The sequence below is a fragment of the Streptomyces sp. NPDC025806 genome (assembly GCF_055558275.1).
In genome coordinates this window covers 147304-167643 of record NZ_JBVHMU010000017.1, presented here as the reverse complement: position 1 = coordinate 167643, position 20340 = coordinate 147304, and the positions used below count along the sequence as shown (strand labels likewise).

The 20340-nt window shown below is 70.6% G+C and carries 22 protein-coding genes; 12 read left to right on the top strand and 10 right to left on the bottom strand.

Annotated features, from left to right (window positions below; all coding sequences use genetic code 11):
* Nucleotides 1–17: 17 nt before the first annotated feature.
* Nucleotides 18–533: a hypothetical protein gene (locus ACZ4E1_RS31915; RefSeq protein ID WP_399129048.1), complete on the bottom strand. Its 516-nt coding sequence runs from the start codon at nt 531–533 to the stop codon at nt 18–20.
* Nucleotides 534–682: 149 nt separating this feature from the next.
* Nucleotides 683–2287, bottom strand: coding sequence for a beta-N-acetylhexosaminidase (locus ACZ4E1_RS31910; protein WP_467546032.1), 1605 nt, complete (start codon nt 2285–2287; stop codon nt 683–685).
* Nucleotides 2288–2466: 179 nt separating this feature from the next.
* On the opposite strand from ACZ4E1_RS31910, the gene ACZ4E1_RS31905 reads away from it, so the two are divergent.
* From ACZ4E1_RS31905 to ACZ4E1_RS31885, 5 genes are all read left to right on the top strand, one after another.
* The gene (locus ACZ4E1_RS31905) at nt 2467–3135 is read left to right on the top strand and encodes a 2-oxo-4-hydroxy-4-carboxy-5-ureidoimidazoline decarboxylase (RefSeq protein ID WP_467546030.1); all 669 of its coding nucleotides are present in this window, start codon (nt 2467–2469) and stop codon (nt 3133–3135) included.
* Between the two features lie 170 nt (nt 3136–3305).
* Complete coding sequence (gene sdhC, locus ACZ4E1_RS31900) at nt 3306–3686, top strand: succinate dehydrogenase, cytochrome b556 subunit (RefSeq protein ID WP_078506261.1); 381 nt, start codon at nt 3306–3308, stop codon at nt 3684–3686.
* Between the two features lie 8 nt (nt 3687–3694).
* The gene (locus ACZ4E1_RS31895) at nt 3695–4180 is read left to right on the top strand and encodes a succinate dehydrogenase hydrophobic membrane anchor subunit (protein ID WP_467546028.1); all 486 of its coding nucleotides are present in this window, start codon (nt 3695–3697) and stop codon (nt 4178–4180) included.
* A gap of 19 nt (nt 4181–4199) precedes the next feature.
* The gene (gene sdhA, locus ACZ4E1_RS31890; RefSeq protein WP_188337254.1) at nt 4200–5954 is read left to right on the top strand and encodes a succinate dehydrogenase flavoprotein subunit; all 1755 of its coding nucleotides are present in this window, start codon (nt 4200–4202) and stop codon (nt 5952–5954) included.
* Entirely contained in the window at nt 5954–6721 is a 768-nt protein-coding gene (locus tag ACZ4E1_RS31885) for a succinate dehydrogenase iron-sulfur subunit (protein ID WP_399129053.1), read from the top strand. Before sdhA ends, ACZ4E1_RS31885 begins: the two co-directional genes overlap by 1 nt.
* Nucleotides 6722–6784: 63 nt before the next feature.
* Here the strand turns inward: ACZ4E1_RS31885 and ACZ4E1_RS31880 are convergent, their stop codons facing one another.
* Nucleotides 6785–7243 carry an Lrp/AsnC family transcriptional regulator gene (locus tag ACZ4E1_RS31880; protein ID WP_467546087.1) on the bottom strand — a complete coding sequence of 153 codons (459 nt, stop codon included), beginning with the start codon at nt 7241–7243 and terminating at the stop codon, nt 6785–6787.
* A gap of 79 nt (nt 7244–7322) precedes the next feature.
* Here ACZ4E1_RS31880 and ACZ4E1_RS31875 point away from each other — a divergent pair, with 79 nt between their 5' ends.
* The 6 genes from ACZ4E1_RS31875 to ACZ4E1_RS31850 all read left to right on the top strand — a co-directional run bounded on the left by ACZ4E1_RS31875 (nt 7323) and on the right by ACZ4E1_RS31850 (nt 11930).
* Nucleotides 7323–8270, top strand: a complete 948-nt coding sequence (locus ACZ4E1_RS31875) for an SMP-30/gluconolactonase/LRE family protein (RefSeq protein ID WP_467546025.1) — start codon at nt 7323–7325, stop codon at nt 8268–8270.
* A 9-nt stretch (nt 8271–8279) separates the two neighbouring features.
* On the top strand, nt 8280–8696 hold the full coding sequence (locus ACZ4E1_RS31870) for a VOC family protein (RefSeq protein ID WP_467546023.1): 417 nt from the start codon (nt 8280–8282) through the stop codon (nt 8694–8696).
* Between the two features lie 148 nt (nt 8697–8844).
* Nucleotides 8845–9252, top strand: coding sequence for a hypothetical protein (locus ACZ4E1_RS31865; protein ID WP_467546021.1), 408 nt, complete (start codon nt 8845–8847; stop codon nt 9250–9252).
* Nucleotides 9249–9860 carry a thiol-disulfide oxidoreductase DCC family protein gene (locus ACZ4E1_RS31860; RefSeq protein WP_467546019.1) on the top strand — a complete coding sequence of 204 codons (612 nt, stop codon included), beginning with the start codon at nt 9249–9251 and terminating at the stop codon, nt 9858–9860. Before ACZ4E1_RS31865 ends, ACZ4E1_RS31860 begins: the two co-directional genes overlap by 4 nt.
* A gap of 104 nt (nt 9861–9964) precedes the next feature.
* Nucleotides 9965–10660: a TetR family transcriptional regulator gene (locus ACZ4E1_RS31855; RefSeq protein WP_467546085.1), complete on the top strand. Its 696-nt coding sequence runs from the start codon at nt 9965–9967 to the stop codon at nt 10658–10660.
* 115 nt (nt 10661–10775) lie between these two features.
* Nucleotides 10776–11930, top strand: coding sequence for a D-alanyl-D-alanine carboxypeptidase family protein (locus ACZ4E1_RS31850; protein WP_467546018.1), 1155 nt, complete (start codon nt 10776–10778; stop codon nt 11928–11930).
* 28 nt (nt 11931–11958) lie between these two features.
* Here the strand turns inward: ACZ4E1_RS31850 and ACZ4E1_RS31845 are convergent, their stop codons facing one another.
* From ACZ4E1_RS31845 to ACZ4E1_RS31835, 3 genes are all read right to left on the bottom strand, one after another.
* Nucleotides 11959–13512, bottom strand: coding sequence for an ABC transporter substrate-binding protein (locus tag ACZ4E1_RS31845; protein WP_467546016.1), 1554 nt, complete (start codon nt 13510–13512; stop codon nt 11959–11961).
* 227 nt (nt 13513–13739) lie between these two features.
* The gene (locus tag ACZ4E1_RS31840; RefSeq protein WP_467546014.1) at nt 13740–15059 is read right to left on the bottom strand and encodes a metallophosphoesterase; all 1320 of its coding nucleotides are present in this window, start codon (nt 15057–15059) and stop codon (nt 13740–13742) included.
* Nucleotides 15060–15071: 12 nt separating this feature from the next.
* Entirely contained in the window at nt 15072–15314 is a 243-nt protein-coding gene (locus ACZ4E1_RS31835) for an SCO4848 family membrane protein (RefSeq protein WP_223205976.1), read from the bottom strand.
* A 166-nt stretch (nt 15315–15480) separates the two neighbouring features.
* On the opposite strand from ACZ4E1_RS31835, the gene ACZ4E1_RS31830 reads away from it, so the two are divergent.
* Nucleotides 15481–16782, top strand: coding sequence for a D-alanyl-D-alanine carboxypeptidase family protein (locus ACZ4E1_RS31830; protein ID WP_467546011.1), 1302 nt, complete (start codon nt 15481–15483; stop codon nt 16780–16782).
* 235 nt (nt 16783–17017) lie between these two features.
* On the opposite strand, the gene ACZ4E1_RS31825 is transcribed toward ACZ4E1_RS31830, so the two are convergent.
* The 4 genes from ACZ4E1_RS31825 to ACZ4E1_RS31810 all read right to left on the bottom strand — a co-directional run bounded on the left by ACZ4E1_RS31825 (nt 17018) and on the right by ACZ4E1_RS31810 (nt 20240).
* The gene (locus ACZ4E1_RS31825) at nt 17018–17926 is read right to left on the bottom strand and encodes a YihY/virulence factor BrkB family protein (protein ID WP_467546009.1); all 909 of its coding nucleotides are present in this window, start codon (nt 17924–17926) and stop codon (nt 17018–17020) included.
* A complete protein-coding gene (locus tag ACZ4E1_RS31820) occupies nt 17914–18417 on the bottom strand; it encodes a GtrA family protein (RefSeq protein WP_467546083.1) in 504 nt (167 codons plus the stop codon). Before ACZ4E1_RS31820 ends, ACZ4E1_RS31825 begins: the two co-directional genes overlap by 13 nt.
* A gap of 165 nt (nt 18418–18582) precedes the next feature.
* A complete protein-coding gene (locus ACZ4E1_RS31815; protein WP_467546081.1) occupies nt 18583–19515 on the bottom strand; it encodes a decaprenyl-phosphate phosphoribosyltransferase in 933 nt (310 codons plus the stop codon).
* A 206-nt stretch (nt 19516–19721) separates the two neighbouring features.
* Nucleotides 19722–20240: a phosphatase PAP2 family protein gene (locus tag ACZ4E1_RS31810; protein WP_467546007.1), complete on the bottom strand. Its 519-nt coding sequence runs from the start codon at nt 20238–20240 to the stop codon at nt 19722–19724.
* Nucleotides 20241–20340 lie beyond the last annotated feature (100 nt).

Sequence of the window (20340 nt, the reverse complement as noted above, 5' to 3'; positions counted from 1 at the left end):
CGGTCCTGCCCGGAACGTCACAGCGCGGCCACTCCGAGCCGATCCAGGAAGCGGAAGAACAGCTCCTCCGCGGAGGGTTCGGCCGGGGCCCGCAGCACGTCGAGCAGCGGCTGGGCGGCCACGTCGCGGCCACACTCGGCGGCCCAGGCGACGGCCCGCTCGGCGGCGTCGGCGGGCGGCAGGAAGTAGTCCTCCAGCGAGCGCTCGTCACCGCCGATGTACCGGGTCATGGCGTCCCGGCCCAGGCAGGCCGTCCAGGCCCCGCTGCGCGGCGCGGCCGCCTCGACGACGGCGCAGCTGCTGTCCATCACATAGGCGAACAGGGCGGGCGCCCCGGTCTCCGCCGCCAGCGCGTTCATGCTGCCCACGTCCCGGGCCTGCTCCCCGTCGCCCCCGCCGGGACACTCCCACACCTGCCATCCCCCGACCCGCTCCTCCAGCAGGGTCAGCTCCTCCCGCACCCCCGCCAGCGCCTCCAGCTCCCGCAACGGACGATCGCTGCCAGCCACCACGTAATAACCCCAGTAGCCCATCCCCGTGCCCCCGTCCCGCCGTGCCGCCCGAGCGGCTGCGCTGCTCAAGTGGCTGTGCCGTTCATGTGACCTGGGCCGAATAGACCACAGCCGTACGGGAGTTCGCCACCCGAAACGCGAACTACGCGCAGGGGGCGGGAACCCTGCGGTCAGTTGCCCAGCCGGTTCGCCAGGGCCGTGAACTGCGTCCACGTCAGCTCCGGCTTCCTCGGGTCCCACAGCTTCTGGACGGTGGCCCGCAGCGGCATGCGGATGCCCTGGGCGACCTGGGCCGGGGTCTGCGCCTGGGCGAGGTCGCACCAGACGGCGAAGGTGCCGCCGAGGATCTGCGCGTCGTACTTCGCGGGGACCGGGGTGGTGCCGCGCACGACGAGCGGGGTCCAGCTCTCGTAGATCCGCTGACCGGTCGGGTAGACGAAGGTGTTCGGCTGGCCGAGGACGTAGTAGAGGTACTCGTCGTTGTAGTTGGTCAGCTTCTGTCCGGCGCTCAGGTAGGCGAGGGGCTCGCGCGCGCCGATCTCCTTGCCGGTCCAGTACGCGACCTCCAGGTCCTGGTCGGCCCGGACGATGCCGCCGGTGAAGAACCCGTCGTTCCACGCCTTCAGCTTCCGGTCGAACGGGGCCATCGTCTTGGCCCGGTCGTTCAGCCAGCCCTCGGCGAGGTCCTGCACGCGCGCGTTCGCCCCGTACTTCTGGCGGGCGGCGGTGGCCAGCTGGGGGTAGGACGCCTCGGGGTTCTGCTTCACCAGGGCCTGGTACTCGTCGCCGCCCAGATGCCAGTAGGCGCCCTTGAACAGGCCCGCGTACTCCTTCAGCAGATCGTCCACGATCTTCGCCGCAGCCGGCTTGGAGATGTCGATGGCGCCGCGCGTGGGGACCCCGGCCGCGTCGCGCAGCTGGAGGTCCGGGTGGGCGGCGATGACCGCGCCGAGGTGGCCCGGCGAGTCGATCTCGGGCACGACGGTCACGTGCCGCTGCGCCGCGAGCGCGAGGATGTCCCGGACCTGCGCCTTGGTCAGATGCTCCGAGGACACGATCTCGGGGTGCGTGTCGGACTCGATCCGGAAGGCCTGGTCGTCGGAGAAGTGCAGCCCGAGCTGGTTGTACTTGAGGTCGCCGATCTCGCGGATCCGGTCCTTGATCCAGTCGGCGGTGAAGTGCTTGCGCGCGATGTCGATCATGAACCCGCGCTGCGGCTTGGCCGGCTCGTCCGCGACGACCCCCTCGGGCGCGGCGCCACCGCCATGCACCTCCTGCTTGAGCGTGCGCGTCCCGAGGAAGACACCGCCGTCGCTCGGCCCGACGATCCGCACCGTCCCGCCCTCGACGGTCATCCGGTACGACTCCGGGTTCGCGCCCTTGGCCCCGCCGAGCGCCAGCTCGACGTCCCCGGCGCCCGCCTTCGCCTTCCGCCCGCCGTATTTCATCCCCAGCTCGTCGGCGACGAGCCGCCCCTCGTCGACGAGCGACGCGTCCCGCACCAGCACCGCTCCCCCGTCCGGCTTCCACCCGGGCCCGCGCGCGGCGGTGAACTCCCGCACGGAGGGGATGGTGCTCGGGGGCTTCGACAGGGGGTAGGAGCGCGTGGGCGACGGCTTCGAGGCAACCGTTCTCGCCGACTTCGAGTCCGTCGGAGCGGGACCGGCGGAATCCCCGCCGCTGTCCGGCCACAGCGCCACGGTCAGCACCACGGCCCCGGCCGCCACGACCGCGCCCCCGGCAAGAAGGGCCTTCCGCTCGATTCCCACGCGCACCACCACTCCCTAGAGGGGCGCGAGGACCGCATGGCGACCACAGACAACCCGCACCCGCGAACGATCATCTCCCCTACGAGGAGAAGGCGCGCGACGGCCCTCCCCCGATCCACCGACCGCCTCCCAAACCTCCCCGTCCGAGTGAAATTCGCGCATCCGTCGGACACCCGCAATCACCCATGACTACGGTTACGACCCAAAACAGCCCGAACTCAGACCCGCACCGCCGCCGGAGGCACCCGCTGTCCGCCGCCCATGACGCCGATCCGGGCCGCCTGCCCATACCCGCTCAGGCCACACCTCGCGGGGGCCACAGCGGCCTCACCCAGTTCAACGCCCTCCCGCAGGGCCACGCCGAAGCCGCCCTGATGCGCTGCTGCGGCAGCCTCGCCTGGGCGCACCGGCTCGCCGCGCACCGCCCGTACCCCGACCTCGACGCGCTGCTCGCCGCGGCCGACGAGGCGGCGTACGACCTGGCGCCCGCCGACATCACCCAGGCCCTGGCCCGCGAGGAGCCGGCCCGGCCCCCGGACGCGGCGGCCTATTCCGCGGCGCACACCGCACTGGCCGCCGCACACACCGCGTACGAGGCCCGCTTCGGCCACCCCTTCGTACTGTTCCTCGACGCCACCGCGCCCGGCGAGGCCCTGGACCATCTGCTCAGCGCGCTGCGCGACCGCATGGGAAAGGAGCCGGACGAGGAGCGCTCGCTCGCCGCCGAGGAGCTGCGCCGACTCGCCCGGAGCAGAATCACCCGACTCGTCCGGAACCTCCCGGTCACCCGTACAGCCGCACCGGACGCGATCCGCCCGGAACGGTCCGGCAATAGCCCGTACGTGCCTGTTTGATTGCCTGTTTGATCACACGAGTGGGCCCCCGCGCGAACGAGCCGCCACGTCGTCGATACGATGTCGAGCGGCCGGTGGACCGTACCCGGCCGGGCCCGACCGACAGAGCTGTATCCAATCGGCTTACGCGTGGCGGCCGGCCCCAGTCCCCACTCCCGGAGGGTTCTTCCGTGCCGGCTGGAACGCTGTACCGCGGCCGGGAAGGCATGTGGTCCTGGGTGGCTCATCGAGTCACCGGTGTCCTCATCTTCTTCTTCCTGTTCGTACACGTGCTGGACACCGCTCTCGTCCGCGTCTCCCCCGAGTCGTACGACGATGTTGTCTCCACCTACAAGACGCCGATCGTCGCACTCCTCGAGTACGGCCTCGTCGCTGCCATCCTCTTCCACGCGCTCAACGGCCTGCGTGTCATCGCCGTCGACTTCTGGTCGAAGGGCCCGCGCTACCAGAAGCAGATGCTCTGGTCCGTCGTGGGTATCTGGGTCGTCCTGATGGTCGGGGCCCTGTACCCCGTCCTCGGCCACGCCGTCCGTGAACTCTTCGGGAGCTGAGGCCAGACATGTCTGCTGACACGACCCCCGCCACCTCCGGCGTCGGCCCCGTCGAGGGCGCCTCGCTCTACGACGTCGACAACCCGGCCCCGTACATCGAGGCGCCGCGCAAGCGCACCTCGAAGACGGGCAAGGGCAGCCGCGGCAACTTCGAGATGGCCGCGTGGCTCTTCATGCGCCTGTCCGGTGTCGTCCTGGTCGTCCTCGTCCTCGGCCACCTGCTGATCCAGCTCGTCCTCGACGGCGGCGTCTCCAAGATCGGCTTCGCGTTCGTCGCGGGCCGCTGGGCGTCCCCGTTCTGGCAGGGCTGGGACCTGCTCATGCTGTGGCTCGCGATGCTGCACGGCGCCAACGGCCTGCGTACCGTCATCAACGACTACGCCGAGCGCCCCCAGACCCGTCTGTGGCTGAAGGGCCTGCTGTACGCCGCGACGGTCTTCACCGTCCTGCTGGGCACGCTGGTGATCTTCACCTTCGACCCGAACATCCGTTAAAGCCGAGGCGAGCGAACCCGTGAAGATTCACAAGTACGACACCGTCATCGTCGGCGCCGGTGGCGCGGGCATGCGCGCGGCCATCGAGTCGACCAAGCGCAGCCGCACCGCCGTGCTGACCAAGCTCTACCCCACCCGCTCCCACACGGGCGCCGCGCAGGGCGGCATGGCCGCCGCGCTGGCCAACGTGGAGGAGGACAACTGGGAGTGGCACACCTTCGACACGATCAAGGGTGGCGACTACCTGGTCGACCAGGACGCCGCCGAGATCCTGGCGAAGGAGGCCATCGACTCGGTCCTCGACCTGGAGAAGATGGGCCTGCCGTTCAACCGCACGCCGGACGGCACGATCGACCAGCGCCGCTTCGGCGGTCACTCCCGTAACCACGGCGAGGCGCCGGTCCGCCGGTCCTGCTACGCCGCGGACCGCACGGGCCACATGATCCTCCAGACGCTGTACCAGAACTGCGTCAAGGAGGGCGTGGAGTTCTTCAACGAGTTCTACGTCCTGGACCAGCTCCTGGTCGAGGAGGACGGCGTCAAGAAGTCCGCCGGTGTGGTCGCCTACGAGCTGGCCACCGGCGAGATCCACGTCTTCCAGGCGAAGTCGGTCATCTACGCCTCCGGCGGCACCGGCAAGTTCTTCAAGGTGACGTCGAACGCGCACACGCTGACCGGTGACGGCCAGGCCGCCTGCTACCGCCGGGGTCTGCCGCTGGAGGACATGGAGTTCTTCCAGTTCCACCCGACCGGCATCTGGCGCATGGGCATCCTGCTGACGGAGGGCGCCCGCGGTGAGGGCGGCATCCTCCGCAACAAGGACGGCGAGCGCTTCATGGAGAAGTACGCGCCGGTCATGAAGGACCTCGCGTCCCGTGACGTCGTGTCCCGCTCCATCTACACGGAGATCCGTGAGGGCCGCGGCTGCGGTCCCGAGGGCGACCACGTCTACCTCGATCTCACGCACCTCCCGCCGGAGCAGCTCGACGCGAAGCTCCCGGACATCACGGAGTTCGCGCGCACGTACCTCGGCATCGAGCCCTACACGGACCCGATCCCGATCCAGCCGACCGCGCACTACGCCATGGGCGGCATCCCGACGAACGTCGAGGGTGAGGTCCTGGCGGACAACACCACGGTCGTCCCGGGCCTGTACGCCGCCGGCGAGGTCGCCTGTGTCTCCGTGCACGGCGCCAACCGCCTCGGCACCAACTCGCTGCTCGACATCAACGTCTTCGGGCGTCGTGCGGGCATCGCGGCCGCCGAGTACTCCCACAAGGCCGACTTCGTCGAGCTGCCGGAGAACCCGGCCTCGCTCGTCGAGGAGACGGTCGAGCGCCTGCGCAACTCCACGGGCACGGAGCGCGTCGCGGTCCTGCGCAACGAGCTGCAGGAGTGCATGGACGCCAACGTGATGGTGTTCCGCACCGAGCAGACGATCAAGACGGCGGTCGAGAAGATCGCCGAGCTGCGCGAGCGGTACAAGAACGTCGCGATCCAGGACAAGGGCAAGCGGTTCAACACCGACCTCCTGGAGGCCATCGAGCTGGGCAACCTGCTCGACCTGGCCGAGGTCATGGCGACCTCCGCCCTGGCGCGCAAGGAGTCCCGCGGCGGTCACTACCGCGAGGACTTCCCGAACCGCGACGACGTCAACTTCATGCGCCACACCATGGCGTACCGCGAGGTCGGCGACGACGGCACCGAGTCCATCCGTCTCGACTACAAGCCGGTCGTCCAGACCCGCTACCAGCCGATGGAGCGTAAGTACTGATGGCTACTCCGACCATGGACAAGCTGGAGGCCCTGGAGAAGGACTCCACGTCCTCGCACCTCATCACGGTCACGTTCCGGATCCGCCGGTTCAACCCGGAGGTCTCCGCGGACGCGGTCTGGGAGGACTTCCAGCTCGAGATCGACCCGAAGGAGCGTGTGCTCGACGGTCTCCACAAGATCAAGTGGGACCTGGACGGCACGCTGACCTTCCGCCGCTCGTGCGCGCACGGCATCTGCGGCTCCGACGCGATGCGCATCAACGGCAAGAACCGCCTTGCCTGCAAGACGCTCATCAAGGACATCAACCCCGAGAAGCCGATCACGGTCGAGGCCATCAAGGGCCTCACCGTGCTCAAGGACCTCGTGGTCGACATGGACCCGTTCTTCCAGGCCTACCGGGACGTCATGCCGTTCCTGGTGACGAAGGGGAACGAGCCGACGCGTGAGCGTCTGCAGTCCGCCGAGGACCGTGAGCGCTTCGACGACACCACCAAGTGCATCCTGTGCGCCGCGTGCACGTCGTCCTGCCCGGTGTTCTGGAACGACGGCCAGTACTTCGGTCCGGCCGCGATCGTGAACGCCCACCGGTTCATCTTCGACTCGCGCGACGAGGCCGGCGAGCAGCGCCTGGAGATCCTCAACGACCGTGACGGTGTGTGGCGCTGCCGCACCACCTTCAACTGCACGGACGCCTGCCCGCGTGGCATCGAGGTCACCAAGGCGATCCAGGAAGTGAAGCGCGCGCTCATCACGCGCCGCTACTGATCCTGGTTCCCGCAGGGCTGTGAGGGCCCCGTTCCCCCGGACTTCTCCGGTGGGGCGGGGCCCTCAGCCGTTCCCCGGCCCGTCCGTGCCGGTCGACACCGGCCGTTCGAAGAAGGTCTCCAGGACCACCGTCGCCTGGGTGCCGCTCACCCCGTCGATCGCGTAGAGCCGCCGCAGCACGTCCTGGAGCTGCTCGGTCGTCGCCGAGCGGACCTTCACGAGGACCGAGGCGCTGCCCGCGATGACGTGCGCCTCCACGATCTCGGGGATCGCGGCGAAGGAGTCCGCCGAATCGCCCATCCAGGCCGAGGACTCGACCATCACGTAGGCGAGCACGCCCTGTCCGAGGGCCGCCGGGTCCACGTCGACGGTCGTGCGGCGCACGACACCGCGCTCGCGCAGCTTGCGGACGCGCTCGTGGGCGGCGCCGGTGGACAGGCCGACCTCCTGGCCGAGCGCCGCGTACGCGGTCGTCGCGTCGCGCTGGAGGGCCGCGATCAGCTTGCGGTCGATGTCATCCACGATCTCCATGGCGTCACCGTACCTCGTTCTGGCATAGTCCTGTGCGACAGGATGACATTCGGTCTCGCACCCGTAGAGGATGATCGTGTCCATAGATCGCATTCCCGTGTCGTACGAAATCCTGGACGAGCGCTTCCGCACCGGACGGTGCGCCAACGGGGACGACTTCCTTCAGGTCCTGCACACCGGCAGCCGTTGGGCCGAGGGGCCCGTCTATCTGCCCGCCTGGCGCCAGCTGGTGTGGAGCGACATCCCCAACGACCGGCTGCTGCGCTGGGACGAACAGAGCGGCCACGTGAGCGTCTTCCGCTCCCCGGCCGGCCACGTCAACTGCAACACCCTCGACCGCGAGGGCCGGCTGATCCACTGCGAGCAGGGCAACCGGCGCGTGACGCGCACCGAGCACGACGGCAGCCTGACCGTGCTCGCGGACCGCTGGGAGGGCAAGCGGCTCAACAGCCCGAACGACGCGGTGGTGCGCTCGGACGGCTCGATCTGGTTCTCCGACCCGGACTTCGGGATCACGAGCGACTACGAGGGCCACCGCGGCGCATCGGAGATCGGGGCGAACAACGTCTACCGGATCGACCCCGTCAGCGGCGAGGTCCGCCTGGTCGCCGACTGCTTCGGGGCGCCGAACGGGCTCGTCTTCTCCGCCGACGAGAGCGAGTTGTACGTCTCCGACACGCGCTCCGGCGTCCTGCGCGTCTTCGACGTACGGGACGACGGGACCCTCTCGGACGGCAAGGTGTTCGCCGAGACGAAGGAGGGGCTCGGCCGCTTCGACAACATCCGCTTCGACGACGGCGGCCGGCTGTGGGCGGCGGCCATGGGCGGCGGCGTGCACTGCTACGACCCGGACGGGACGCTGCTGGGGAGGCTGCTGACGCCGGAGCCGGTGGCGAACGTGGTGTTCGGCGGCCCGAAGAACAACATCATGTTCCTCGCCGCGTCGACCTCCCTGTACTGCCTGATGACCGCGGTCACCGGAGCGCCGCGGATCGGTCCGTGGGGATACGCCCGCTAATCTGACGGAATGTCACTGACCTCCAGCAAGTCCGACCTGGGCGTCCTCGGGTTCGACAACGCCCTCCTGCCGGTGGGCGACCTGCCCGAGGCCGTCGCCTTCTACGAGCGCGCCGGGTTCCCCGTGACGTTCCGCCTCGACGAGGCCGGGATCGCGCTCCTGGGGGCCGGCGGGGAAACCCCGGGGCTGCTGCTGCGCACCGAGGAGGGGTTCGGGCCCCGGCCGGTGCCGTGGCCCGCCGCGCGGCTGTGGCTGGAGGTGCGGGACGCGCGGGCGACGGCGCGGGCGCTGAGCGAGGCGGGCATCGAGCCGCTCGCGCCTCCCTTGTCCACGTCCACCGGGTACGTCGTCGAGATCGCCGACCCGTGGGGGAACGTCATCGGGTTCACCGACTACGCCAAGCGGCCGGAGCTCGCCCGGAGCTGAGCATTCCCCTTACGGCCCGCCGACCACTGCCCGTTGAGCGGGAATTGAGAGCCGCGTCACGCACGCCGCCCTCCGCTTGAACGTGTTCAAAAACAGGTCTACTGTCCTGCACGTCAGCGTTTTTGAACGCGTTCAAGGAGGGTGGGGCATGGACCTCACAGTCGTCGCGTACGTCGTCTACCTCGTCATCAGCATCGGGCTGACCATCTGGGTGGCACGCACGCTCAGCCGCAACGGCCGGATCTTCCTGGCCGACGTGCTGCACGGGAACGAGAAGCTCGCCGAGGCGGTCAACCACCTGCTGGTGGTCGGCTTCTACCTCGTGAACCTCGGATTCGTCGCGCTCTACCTGAGCGGCGACGCGACCATCGCCGACGCGCGCGGGGTCTTCGAGGCCCTGTCGACCAAGCTCGGCGTGGTGCTCCTCGTCCTCGGCGCCATGCACCTGGGCAACGTCTACGTCCTCAACAAGATCCGGCGGCGCGGCGTCATGGAGCGCGAGCAGCAGCCGCCGGTGCCGCCCCAGGCGTGGACCGCTCCGGTGGCCGGAGCGTGACCTCGACAGGGGCGGCCGTCCGTCCGGCGGCCCGGGACGCCTGGGGGGACGTCCCGGTCCGCCGGCTCACGGTCCTGTACGACGCGGACTGCCCGCTGTGCACGTTCGCCCGGGGCTGGCTCGGGCGGCAGCGCCAACTCGTCCCGCTGGAGTTCGTCGCGGCGGGCTCGGACGAGGCGCGGGCCCGCTACCCGGGGATCGACCACGCGGCCACGCTCGGCGACATCACGGTGATCGGCGACGGCGGGCAGGTCTACCAGGGCTCGGCCGCCTGGGTCGTGTGCATGTGGGCGCTGCGCGAGCACCGCGCGACGGCGCACCGGATGACCACGCCCGCGGGCATGAAGGTCGCCAAGCAGGTGGTGCTCGCCGCGGCGAAGTACCGGGAGGCGCACCGGACACGGCAGGCCGGGGGCGGGGTGTACCGGCGCGAGGACGGATGGACGTACGACCCGCGGTACGGCTGGACCTTCGAGCCGCCGGCCTCGTCGCCGGAGCGGTCCCCGGACCGGCCCGACCGGGACGGCTGGTTCCAGGAGGCGTACGGGTACGGGGACGGGGCGCCCGCCTGCGACAGCGGTTGCCGCACGGATGACGCGGCCGATTAGGCTCGGTGACCGTGGCTACTGAAGAACCCGGGGCCGTCCGGCGCACAAGCGCCGACAAGCCCGCCAAGAGCGAGCAGACGCGGGCGCTGATCCTGGAGACCGCGATGCGGTTGTTCCGGGAGCGGGGCTACGACAAGACCACCATGCGGGCCATCGCCCAGGAGGCCGGGGTCTCGGTCGGCAACGCGTACTACTACTTCGCGGGCAAGGAACACCTGATCCAGGGGTTCTACGACCGGATCGCCGCCGAGCACCAGGCGGCGGTCCGGCCCGTGCTCGACACGGAGACCGATCTGGAGAAGCGGCTCGCGGGCGTGCTCCGGGTCTGGCTGGAGATCGCCGAGCCGTACCACGAGTTCGCCGCCCAGTTCTTCAAGAACGCGGCCGACCCGGACTCCCCGCTCAGCCCGTTCTCGGCCGAGTCGGAGCATGCGCGGGAGGCCGCGATCTCCGTGCACCGGGAGGTCCTCGCCGGGTCCAAGGCGAAGGTCCCGGCGGAACTGGCGCAGATCCTGCCCGAGTTGATGTGGCTCTCCCAGATGGGGCTCGTCCTGTACTGGGTGTTCGACAGCTCGGAGAGGCGCGAGCGCAGCCGGCGGCTGGCGGAGCGGGGGGCCCGGCTGACCACGCGGGGCGTGGCGCTCGCCCGGTTCCGGGTGCTGCGGCCGCTCGTCCTGGAGGTGCACGAGCTGTTCATCGACTTCCTGCCGGGGATGACGCGGGGCGGGGCGGAGCCTGGCGGGGCGGGGTCCGGGTCCGGGTCCGGGTCCGGGTCCGGGTCCGGGTCCGGGGAAGGGTGAGCGCGGGCGGGGCAGGGTCCGGGGCCGGGGCCGGAGTGGGGTGAGCGCGGGCGGGTCCGGGTGGGTTCGGTCACCCGCTGTCCTTTACCTGGTCTTTCACCTGTACGTTCGCCAGATGCCCGGCACCACCTCGTCTCCGCAGTTCAGCCGCCGCGCCGCCCTCGGCATCGGGTTCGGCGCGGCCACCGCTCTCGCTCTGCCCGCGCCGCGCGCGTCCGCCGCGCCCATGGCCCCGGGGAGGTCGGGGGTTCCGAGACCGCCGAGACTCAACGCGCGGGCCTGGCTGGTCGCCGACCACGACAGCGGCAAGGTCCTCGCCGCCTCCGGTGCGCACCGCGCGCTGCCGCCCGCGTCGACGCTGAAGATGCTGTTCGCGGACACGGTGCTGCCGCGGTTCGGCGCCGACGAGAAGCATCGGGTGACCGCCGCCGACCTGGCCGGGATCCCGGCGGGCTCCAGCCTCGTCGGCATCCAGGCCGGGACCACGTACACGGTCCGGCAGTTGTGGCAGGGCGTCTTCCTGCGCTCCGGGAACGACGCCGTGCATGTGCTCGCCTCGATGAACGGGGGCATCGCGAAGACCGTGCGGGAGATGCAGCGGCGGGCCGAGGAGCTCGGCGCGAAGGACACGCACGTGGTCAGCCCCGACGGCTTCGACCACCCGGGGCAGGTGTCGTCGGCGTACGACCTGACGCTCTTCGCCCACGCCGGGCTCAGGAACGACGACTTCCGCGCGTACTGCGCCACGAAGACCGCCGACTTCCCCGCGGGCGGCGGCAAGACCTTCCAGATGCAGAACACCGACCGACTGCTCACCGGCCAGGGCGTGACCCCGTACGAGGGGCTGATCGGCGTCAAGAACGGCTACACCTCGCACGCCGGCAACACCTTCACCGGGGCCGCCACCCGCGCCGGCCGCACCCTCATCGTCACCGTCCTGCGCCCGAAGTCCGGCTACGAGGCGGTGTACGAGGAGACCGCGGCACTGCTCGACTGGGGCTTCGGCGCAGTGGACCGGGTGACGCCGGTCGGCATGCTGGGGGCGCAGCCGGAAGGGCGGGGCGGGGCCTCGAAGTCGGGCGGTGAGCAGGGGGCTCCGGCCGATTCGACGCGCACGGCCTCCGCGCCGTCCGGGCCGGCGCCGTCCGGTGAACGCAAGGAGGCGCTGGCGCTGGGCGGGTCCGCGGCGGTCGCGGCACTCGCCGGCGGCGGGCTGCTGGCGCTGCGCCGCCGGGGCCGCCCCTCGGGACGGCGGCGCAGGAAGGCCTGACAGCCGCCGTCGTCCACGGGTCCCGCCGTCAGATCCAGTCGAGCGCCCAGAGGCGGAACACGCCCGTCCCGTCCGACAGGTACTGCCCGCCGGTCACGTCCTCCGTGCTGAGCACGTACTCCTTGCGCTGCCACAGCGGGATCAGCGGCACGTCGTCCGCGACGTCCTCCTGGAGCGTGCGCAGGTCCCTGAGCGTGCGCCCGCGGTCCTCGTACTCCTGGCTCGCCAGGATCAGCGCGTCCACCCGCTTGCTGCTGTACCCGTTGTGCATGCCCGAGCCGGTGCGCACGAGCTGCGCCGTGAACGTGTCCGGGTCCGGGAAGTCCGGCAGCCAGCCGACCCCGTACGCGTCGAGCTTGCCCGCCGAGTACCGCTTCTGGAACTCGGCCCAGTCGTAGTACTTCGGCGTCACCTCGAACAGATCGGTCCCCCCGACCTGCCGCGCGATCTCCTCGGCCTCCGCCTTCGACGCCGCACCGCGCGAGTACGCGAACTCGAAGCGGACCGGCGTCGTCACCCCGGCCTCGGCCAGCAGCCGGCGGGCCCGCTCCACGTCCGGCTGCGGGTACGCGTCGAAGAACGCCGTCGTGTGCCCGGTGATCCCGCGCGGCACCACGGAGTACAGCGAGTCCACCGTGCCCTTGTAGGCCTTTGCGACCAGCTTGTCCCGGTCGATGAGCGAGGCCAGCGCCTGCCGGACGCGGCGCTCGTGCAGGGGCTTGCCCGCCCGCACGTTCAGCACCAGGTTGCGCGTCTCGGCGCCGTCGACCTCCGTGACCCGCTGCTTCTGGTCACCGGTCGACAGACCGGCCAGCATCGCGGGCGGCAGCTGGCGCGCGGCGACGTCCACGGCGTGGCTCTTCCACGCGGACTCGAGCGCGTCGGAGTCCTTGAAGTAGCGAAGCTCGGTGGGGTGCGTGGGGACCTTCGCGGGGCCCTTGTAGTTCTTGTTCGGCACGAGCGTGGCCCGGCTGCCGGCCTTGTACGCCTTGAGGACATAGGGGCCCGTGCCGTCGATCCGCCCGCCGGGGCGCAGCGCGTCCGCCGGGTAGATCTCCCGGTCGACGATGGCGCCCGCGCCGGTCGCGACCTTGAACGGGAACGTGGCGTCCGGCGACGACAGGTGGAACGTGACCGTCAGCCCGTTCGCCTCCACCTTGTCGAGCGTGTCGAGCAGCGAGGCCGGGCCGACCGGATCGTTGATCCTGCGCACGCGGTCGAAGGAGAACTTCACGTCCTTCGCGGTCATCGCCCGGCCGCTCGGGAACTTGACGTCCGGCTGAAGCTCGCAGCGGTACGTGCGCAGCCACTTACCGACGAAACGGCACCCCTTGGCAGCGTCCGGCTCCGGCGTGGTGCCGCCCGGCGCGAAGGTCAGCAGCGACTGGAACACATTGCTGTACAGCGCCCACGAGCCCGCGTCGTACGCGCCCGCGGGGTCCAGCGACGTGACCGCGTCCGTCGTCCCCACCCTGACGGTCTTTTCTCCGTCGCTCTTCTCCGGCAACAACTGCCAGCCGCCGAGCCCCGCCGCGACGATTACCACAACCGTCGCGATGACTCGCAGTCGAACCGCGCGCATCAAACGTCCCTCCCCAGTGACGGTTATCACTGAATCACAGTGTTTGACCTGGGGGAAGAGGGAATTTCGAGGTATCCGACGTGTGCGGGGGTCCCACCTGTTCCGAAGCGGTCCGACCGATCTCCACAGCGCGGTCTTTCCGCCTCCACAGTGTGGGCTTCCCGTGAAGCCGCACGTCAGGCTACCGCCCCTCTACGAATCCTCCTCAGTGGGCGCGGTGCCGGCTCTCAGGCCTGCTTCGACGCCAGCTCGACCACCGTGACGTCGGACGGCGCCCCGACCCGTACCGGCGGCCCCCAGGCCCCGGCGCCCCGGCTGACGTACAACTGCGTGTCCCCGTACCGCTCCAGGCCCGCCAGGGTCGGATTGGCCGCGTCCGCGATGAAGTTGCCGGGCCACAGCTGCCCGCCGTGCGTGTGTCCGGACAGCTGGAGATCGACGCCGTGCCTGACCGCCTCGTGGATCATCACGGGCTGGTGCGCGAGCAGCACGGCGGCCCGGGAACGGTCCCGGTCGCCGAGCGCCCTCGCGTAGTCGGGGCCGTCGCCGTGGTTCTCGCCCGCGATGTCGTTGACCCCGGCGAGATCGAACGCCCCCAGCTCCACCCGGGCGTTGGCCAGCGGCCGCATCCCGATCTCCCGGACGTGCTCGACCCAGGGCTCGGCGCCGGAGAAGTACTCGTGGTTGCCCGTCACGAAGTACGTCCCGTGCCGCGACCGGAACCGGGACAGCGGCGCCACCGCCGATGCGAGGTCCTCCACGCTCCCGTCGACCAGGTCACCGACGACCGCGATCAGGTCCGGCTGCGTCCCGTTCACGATCTCGACGACCCGCTCCGCGAACCCCCGGCCCAGCACGGGGCCCAGGTGGACATCGCTGACCACCGCGATCCTGAACCCGTGCGCCGCGCGCGGCAGTTTGGCCAGCGGCACGGTCACCCGCTTCACCTTCGGCCCGCGCAGCACGCCGTACGCCCCGTTCCCCACGACCCCGGCGGCGGCGACAGCCGCGGCACCCCCTACGGCCCGGGCCAGGATCAGGCGGCGGGTGGGGGCGACGCTCGGGGTGAGGGTGGGGGTGGGGGTGGGAACGGGGGTTGAGCCGGGGGTGGGGGCCGAGTCGGGAGCGCGGGCGTCGGGCTTTCCGGCAGGCACAGGCTCGGCCGCATGCTGGGCCATGACCTCAGCCACCTCGGCCGCCTCGGCCGCCTCGCCACGCCTGCCGGCCCGGCGATCGAGCAGACGCCGCAGCACGGGCCGCAGAACCTCCCCCACCAGCAAGGCCAGCACCAGGTACAGCGCGAACGCCATCCACAGGAACCCCGGCCACGCCAGCACCTGCTGCAACAGGAACGGCGCCCCCGTCCGCTCCGCGACCAACGCCGCGAACATCAGCACAGGCCCGACGGCGAACACCACCGCCCCGCCGCGCCGCACCCACCCCGGCCCCGCCGTCGTGTCCCGCACGAGGCGCCGCCAGGCGTAGTAGTGCAGCCCGCCGAGCACGCCCAGGACAAACAGGGCGATCAGCACAAAGAGAACGACCATGTCCCCGGTCGCCTACGAGGTTCGGCGCAGGGCCCGCACACCGCGGAACCCGATGACCCCGACCACCGTCCCCAAGACAAAGGAGACGACGGCCAGCGTCAGATGCACCCAGAAGTACGCGGTCGGATCCCCGGCGTCGTCGAACGCGAGGCCGCTGCCGTCCTTCCACAGGTTCTTGACGAAAGTGATCCAGATGAACCAGCTCCACACCCCGAAGGCGAGCAGGAACCAGGAGACGGGGCGGCTGAGCTTCATACCCTCAGTATCGCCAGCCGCCGCCGCGCTCCGCCGCCGGGGTGCGGAGCAGCGCGGGACCGCGGGCGGACCGGCCCCGACGCGGGACACGGCACCCGGCACAACTCCTGAGACACAGAACACCTCGGCGAAGACTTACCGACCCGCTACATGTACGTTTCCGACCGTGCCTGCCTCCCATGCGTCGTATTCGAAGAAGTCCGCGCGCGCGAACGGTCGTTTCCGTTCCACACTGCTCAATTCCGCGCTTCTGCTCACCGCCTCCGCCCTGTCCCTGACCGCGACGCTCCCGGCCGCCGCGGTGGACAAGCCGGACGACAAGTCGGGCAAGGGCTCCACCGGCCAGGCCAAGCCTCCGGCGAAGATGTCGGAGATCGGCGGCGCCCGTCTCGGCCGCCCGGGCACCCAGGTCGACCTGGGCGGCGGCGCCCCCGTCCTGCCGAAGGACCTGACGGCCAAGTCCTGGATCGTCGCGGACGCCGAGTCCGGTGACGTCCTCGCCTCGCACAACGCCCACTGGAGGCTGCCCCCGGCGAGCACCATGAAGATGCTCTTCGCCGACACGGTGCTGCCCAAGTTCCCCAAGAGCACGACCCACAAGGTCGTCCCGTCCGACCTGGCCGGCATCGGCGCCGGCTCCAGCTCCGTCGGCATCAAGGAGAACTACACCTACACCGTCCACGACCTGTGGCTCGGCGTCTTCCTCCGCTCAGGCAACGACGCCGTCCACGTCCTGTCCGCCATGAACCAGGGCGTCGGCCAGACCGTCAAGGACATGCAGGCCCACGCCGAGGAACTCCAGGCCCTCGACACCCACGTCGTCAGCCCCGACGGCTACGACGCCCCCGGTCAGACCTCCTCCGCCTACGACCTCACCCTCTTCGCCCGCTCGGGCCTGCAGAAGGCCGACTTCCGCGAGTACGCCGCCACGGCCACCGCCAAGTTCCCCCTGAAGCAGAAGAAGGGGAAGACCACCAAGCGCTTCGCGATCCAGAACACCAACCGCCTCCTCACCGGCGACCTGGGCCTCTCCCCCTACAAGGGCATCGCCGGCGTCAAGAACGGCAACACCACCAACGCCGGCGCCACCTTCACCGGCGTCGCCGAGCGCAACAACCGCGTCCTCCTCGTCACCGTCATGACCCCGCACTCCACGGAGTCCCACGCCGTCTACAAGGAGACGGCCCGCCTCCTCGACTGGGGCTTCGCCGCCGACGGCAAGGTCACCCCGGTCGGCAGCCTCGTCCCGCCCAAGAGCGCGGCCTCCACGGCCCCCGGCGCCGCAGGCACCGACGGCGACCACGGCAAGGCCGGCCCCGCCAAGCCCCAGGCCCACGCCTCGGTGGCCGACACGGAGGGCTCCAGCGGCATCGGCATCGCCCTCGCCATCTGCGGCGGCATCCTGGTCGTCCTGGCCGGAGCGGTCTTCGCAGTCCGCAAGAAGTGGCCCCTCCACCCGAAGAACTGACTCCGCCATCCTTGCGCCCCGCTCCATGCGTGACGGCCGACCCAGCCGGACGCGCCTCCCCTCCGGGCTGACGGAGGACGGGGCGGAGCGGGGTGTGTCGGTGGGTACTTCAGACGGGGTGCTTCAGGCGGGGTGTTCAGGTGGGGTCCTTCAGGCGGGGTGCCTCTGGTGGGGTGCGGACGACGGGGTGCTTCAGGTGGGCGCCGAAAGTGGGGCTGGGTGCGGGGCGCTGCCCCTACGCCCCGGCGTCCTCCTCCCCCGCGCCCTCCTCCAGCGCTTCGTCCTCCTCGGCCGCCGCCCCGCTCCTCGTAGCCGTCCACGCCGCGCAGAACAGAATCAACTTCGCCGTGAAGTTGATCCACAGCAGCAACGCGACCGGCGTACCGAACGCCCCGTACATGCTCTTCGCCGCGACGCCCCTCATATAGCCGCCGAGGAGCAGCTTGAGCAGCTCGAACCCCGCGGCCCCGATCAGCGCCGCTGTGAACAGATCCCGCCGCTCCGGCTGCACCCCGGGCAGCAAGGTCAGTACGTAGAGCAGCACCAGGAAGTCCGCCAGCACCGCCACCGCGAACGCCGCCCCCTGCAACAGCGCCCCGCCCCACCCCGCCTCGTTGATCCCGAGCTGATCCGCCGTCCAGCCGACCGCCGAGGACGCGATGGTCGATGCCGCCATGGACGCGAGCCCCGCAGCCCCGAGCCCGATCAGCACCCCGGTGTCCTTGAGCTTGACCAGGACCGGGTTCTCGTCGGTGTCCGGCAACTCCCACACGGCCCGCAGGCATTCCCTTATCGAACCGACCCATCCCACGCCCGTGAACAGAAGCAGCGCGCCAGCCACCAGCCCGACCGTCGCCGCGTTGTCGATCAACGCACCCAGATCCAACTGGTCGGAGATCCCCGGAACTTGATCGGCGATCTTCGTTTCCAACTGGTGCTGCCGCTCGGGCCCGAGCGTGCCGGCCGCGATCGCCGCCGCCACCGTGAGCAGAGGGAAGAGCGCCAGGAAGCTGATGAACGTCATCGCCGCCGCGAGTCTCGCCCAGTGCACGGCGTCCAGCCGTTCATAGGCGTGCCAGGCGTGCGTCCGCATCAGGCGGACGACCACCGGGCCGACGACGGGGAGTCTTTTCAGCCAGTCCATGATCCCAGCCTGCCCCGTTCAGCCGGTTCCATCGCATGCGGCACGACGGCACCGTCCACCGCGCCGGGTCTGGACCGGAAGACCAGAGTCCGAGTCCCCCAGAACCGCAACACCGTGGCCAGCACCATCCCCACGCCGGCCCCCGAGATCGTGTCGGCCTGAGGTGACGTGAACCCGAGCCCGTAGTGCGAGACCGCGATACACAGCAACTGAACCAACGCCCCGGCCACATTCACCGCGAAGAACACCCCGTACTGCCGCAGCCGCGACACCCCCGCAGCCGCAGCTCTTCTCCGGTAGGTCCCGAGCGCATTCCCCAGGTAGGCCACCGAGCAACCCGCCACGAACGACAACGCCTTGGCACTGATCGGACCCATCCCCACCGGCCCCCGAAGCCAGACGAACAGCCCCAGATCGGCGGCATAGGCGCAGAGACCCACCGCCGCGAACCCCACCAGCTCAGGCCCCATCGCCCGCACCCGCCCGGCCATTCCCCGCCCGAGGCCGCCCGACCGCCGATCACCACCCACCATCACGTTCCCCACCTCGCTCACCTCTCCCACATCTCCCACCTCTGTCGTCTCTCTCACCTCACCTGTGACCCACGGTGGGACTCCGGCGGCTGCTGCCCGAGCCGGCCGGGCCGGCCGGTGCCGTCACCAATCGACAACCGCGAGCGCGTACATCGCCAGCCACACCATCCCGATGACCGCCAGCGCCCGGTCCTTCAGCACCACGTCCTCGGGCTCGCCCGCCGTCCCCCGGTCCGCGAACACGGCGTATCTGAGGACGGCCAGGATGAATGCCGCCATCGACAGTTGCCGCCAAGGCAACAGGCTGCTGCGCGCCACGCCCCCCTCCTCCATCGCCCACAGGCAGTACGCGAGAACGGCGACCCCCGCCGCCAACTGCCACACGAACCGCAGGTATCCGGTCGTGTACTCGGTGAGCAGAGCCCGCGTGGCCCCGGCCTTCCCCACCATCTGGACCGCTTCCGAGTACCGCTTCGCCGAGACCATGAACAGCGCGCCGAACCCCGTGGTGATCAGAAACCAGCGCGACAGCGGAATCCCAAGCGCGAGCCCGCCGATCATGGCTCTCATCAGGAACCCGGTGGTCACCACCACCAGGTCGACGACCAGCACATGCTTGAGGCTGACGCAGTACGCCAGCTGCATGGCGACATAGGCCGTGAGCAGCACCGCGGTCATCGGATTGCAGAGCAGGGCCGCCGCGGCCGGCGCGAGAACCGCGAGCGCTCCCCCGACCGCATAGGCGACCGGCACAGAGACCCGTCCCGCGGCCACGGGCCGATTCCGCTTCACCGGGTGTGCCCGGTCGGCCTCGGCGTCCCGCGCGTCGTTGATCAGGTACACCGCGGATGCCGCCGCGGTGAACAGCCCGAAGACCATCGCGAGTTGCGTCACGGCATGCCACGAGAACAGCTCCCCGGCCGCTGCCGGCGCAGCCACCACGAGCACGTTCTTGACCCATTGCCGCGGCCGGGCCGTCCTGAGGATCCCCGAGGCCAGCCCCCGCCGCCTGGGCTCCTCGGACTCCGGCTCCACGGCCCGCGGCCGCTCGAGCAGCGCCGTGGCCGAGCCGGAACGCCGCGCCGCCCCGATCAGTGGGGTGCCGGCTCCCCGGCGCCCGTTCCCGTCCACCTCAGTGTGTTCAGCCCCCTTCCGCCCCTGCGCTTTCGGCGGGCCCTCCCGCCCGGATGTCCGGTGCCGACGCTCCCCGCCCTCGTACTGCCCCGCTTCACGCACCTGCTCCCCCGTCTCCTTGCGCTTCGTCACCTCGCCACACCCCCGTTCATCCAGCGGGCTCCCAGCCGGACCGTCAGCGCCCCCAGCGCCGCACCTGCCGCGACATCGGAGGGGTAGTGGACGCCCACGACCATCCGTGAGACACACATCGCCGCGGCCACTGGCGGAACGAACCGCGCCCCGGCCGGCCGCAACGCCCCGTACGCCACCGCTGCGGCTGCCGCCGACGCGGCGTGCGAGCTGGGGAACGAATGTCGGCCCGCCGTCCGGACCAGCGGCTCCACGCCTTCCTCCGCGCCGGGGCGCGGCCTCCGCACCACGTGCTTCACGCCCATGCTGGCCAGGTGCGCGCCCGCGGTCAGCGCGGTGCCACGCAGCCAGGCCCCACGCCGCTCCCGATCCATCGCGGCCCCTGCCAAACCGGCCGCCAGCCAGAGTGCGCCATGCTCGCCGACCCAGGACAGCGCTCGCGCGGCCGTCGCCACGCGCCGGTCCCTGCCACAGTCCCGTAGTGCCGACAGCAATCGGCGATCCATGTCGTCCATGTGGCTCACTCTGAATCCCAAAACATCAATAAACTCGGGCAATTTTGTATGACACCCGATCAATCACTCATTTCGGTGAGCAATCGCTAGATTCAGAGCA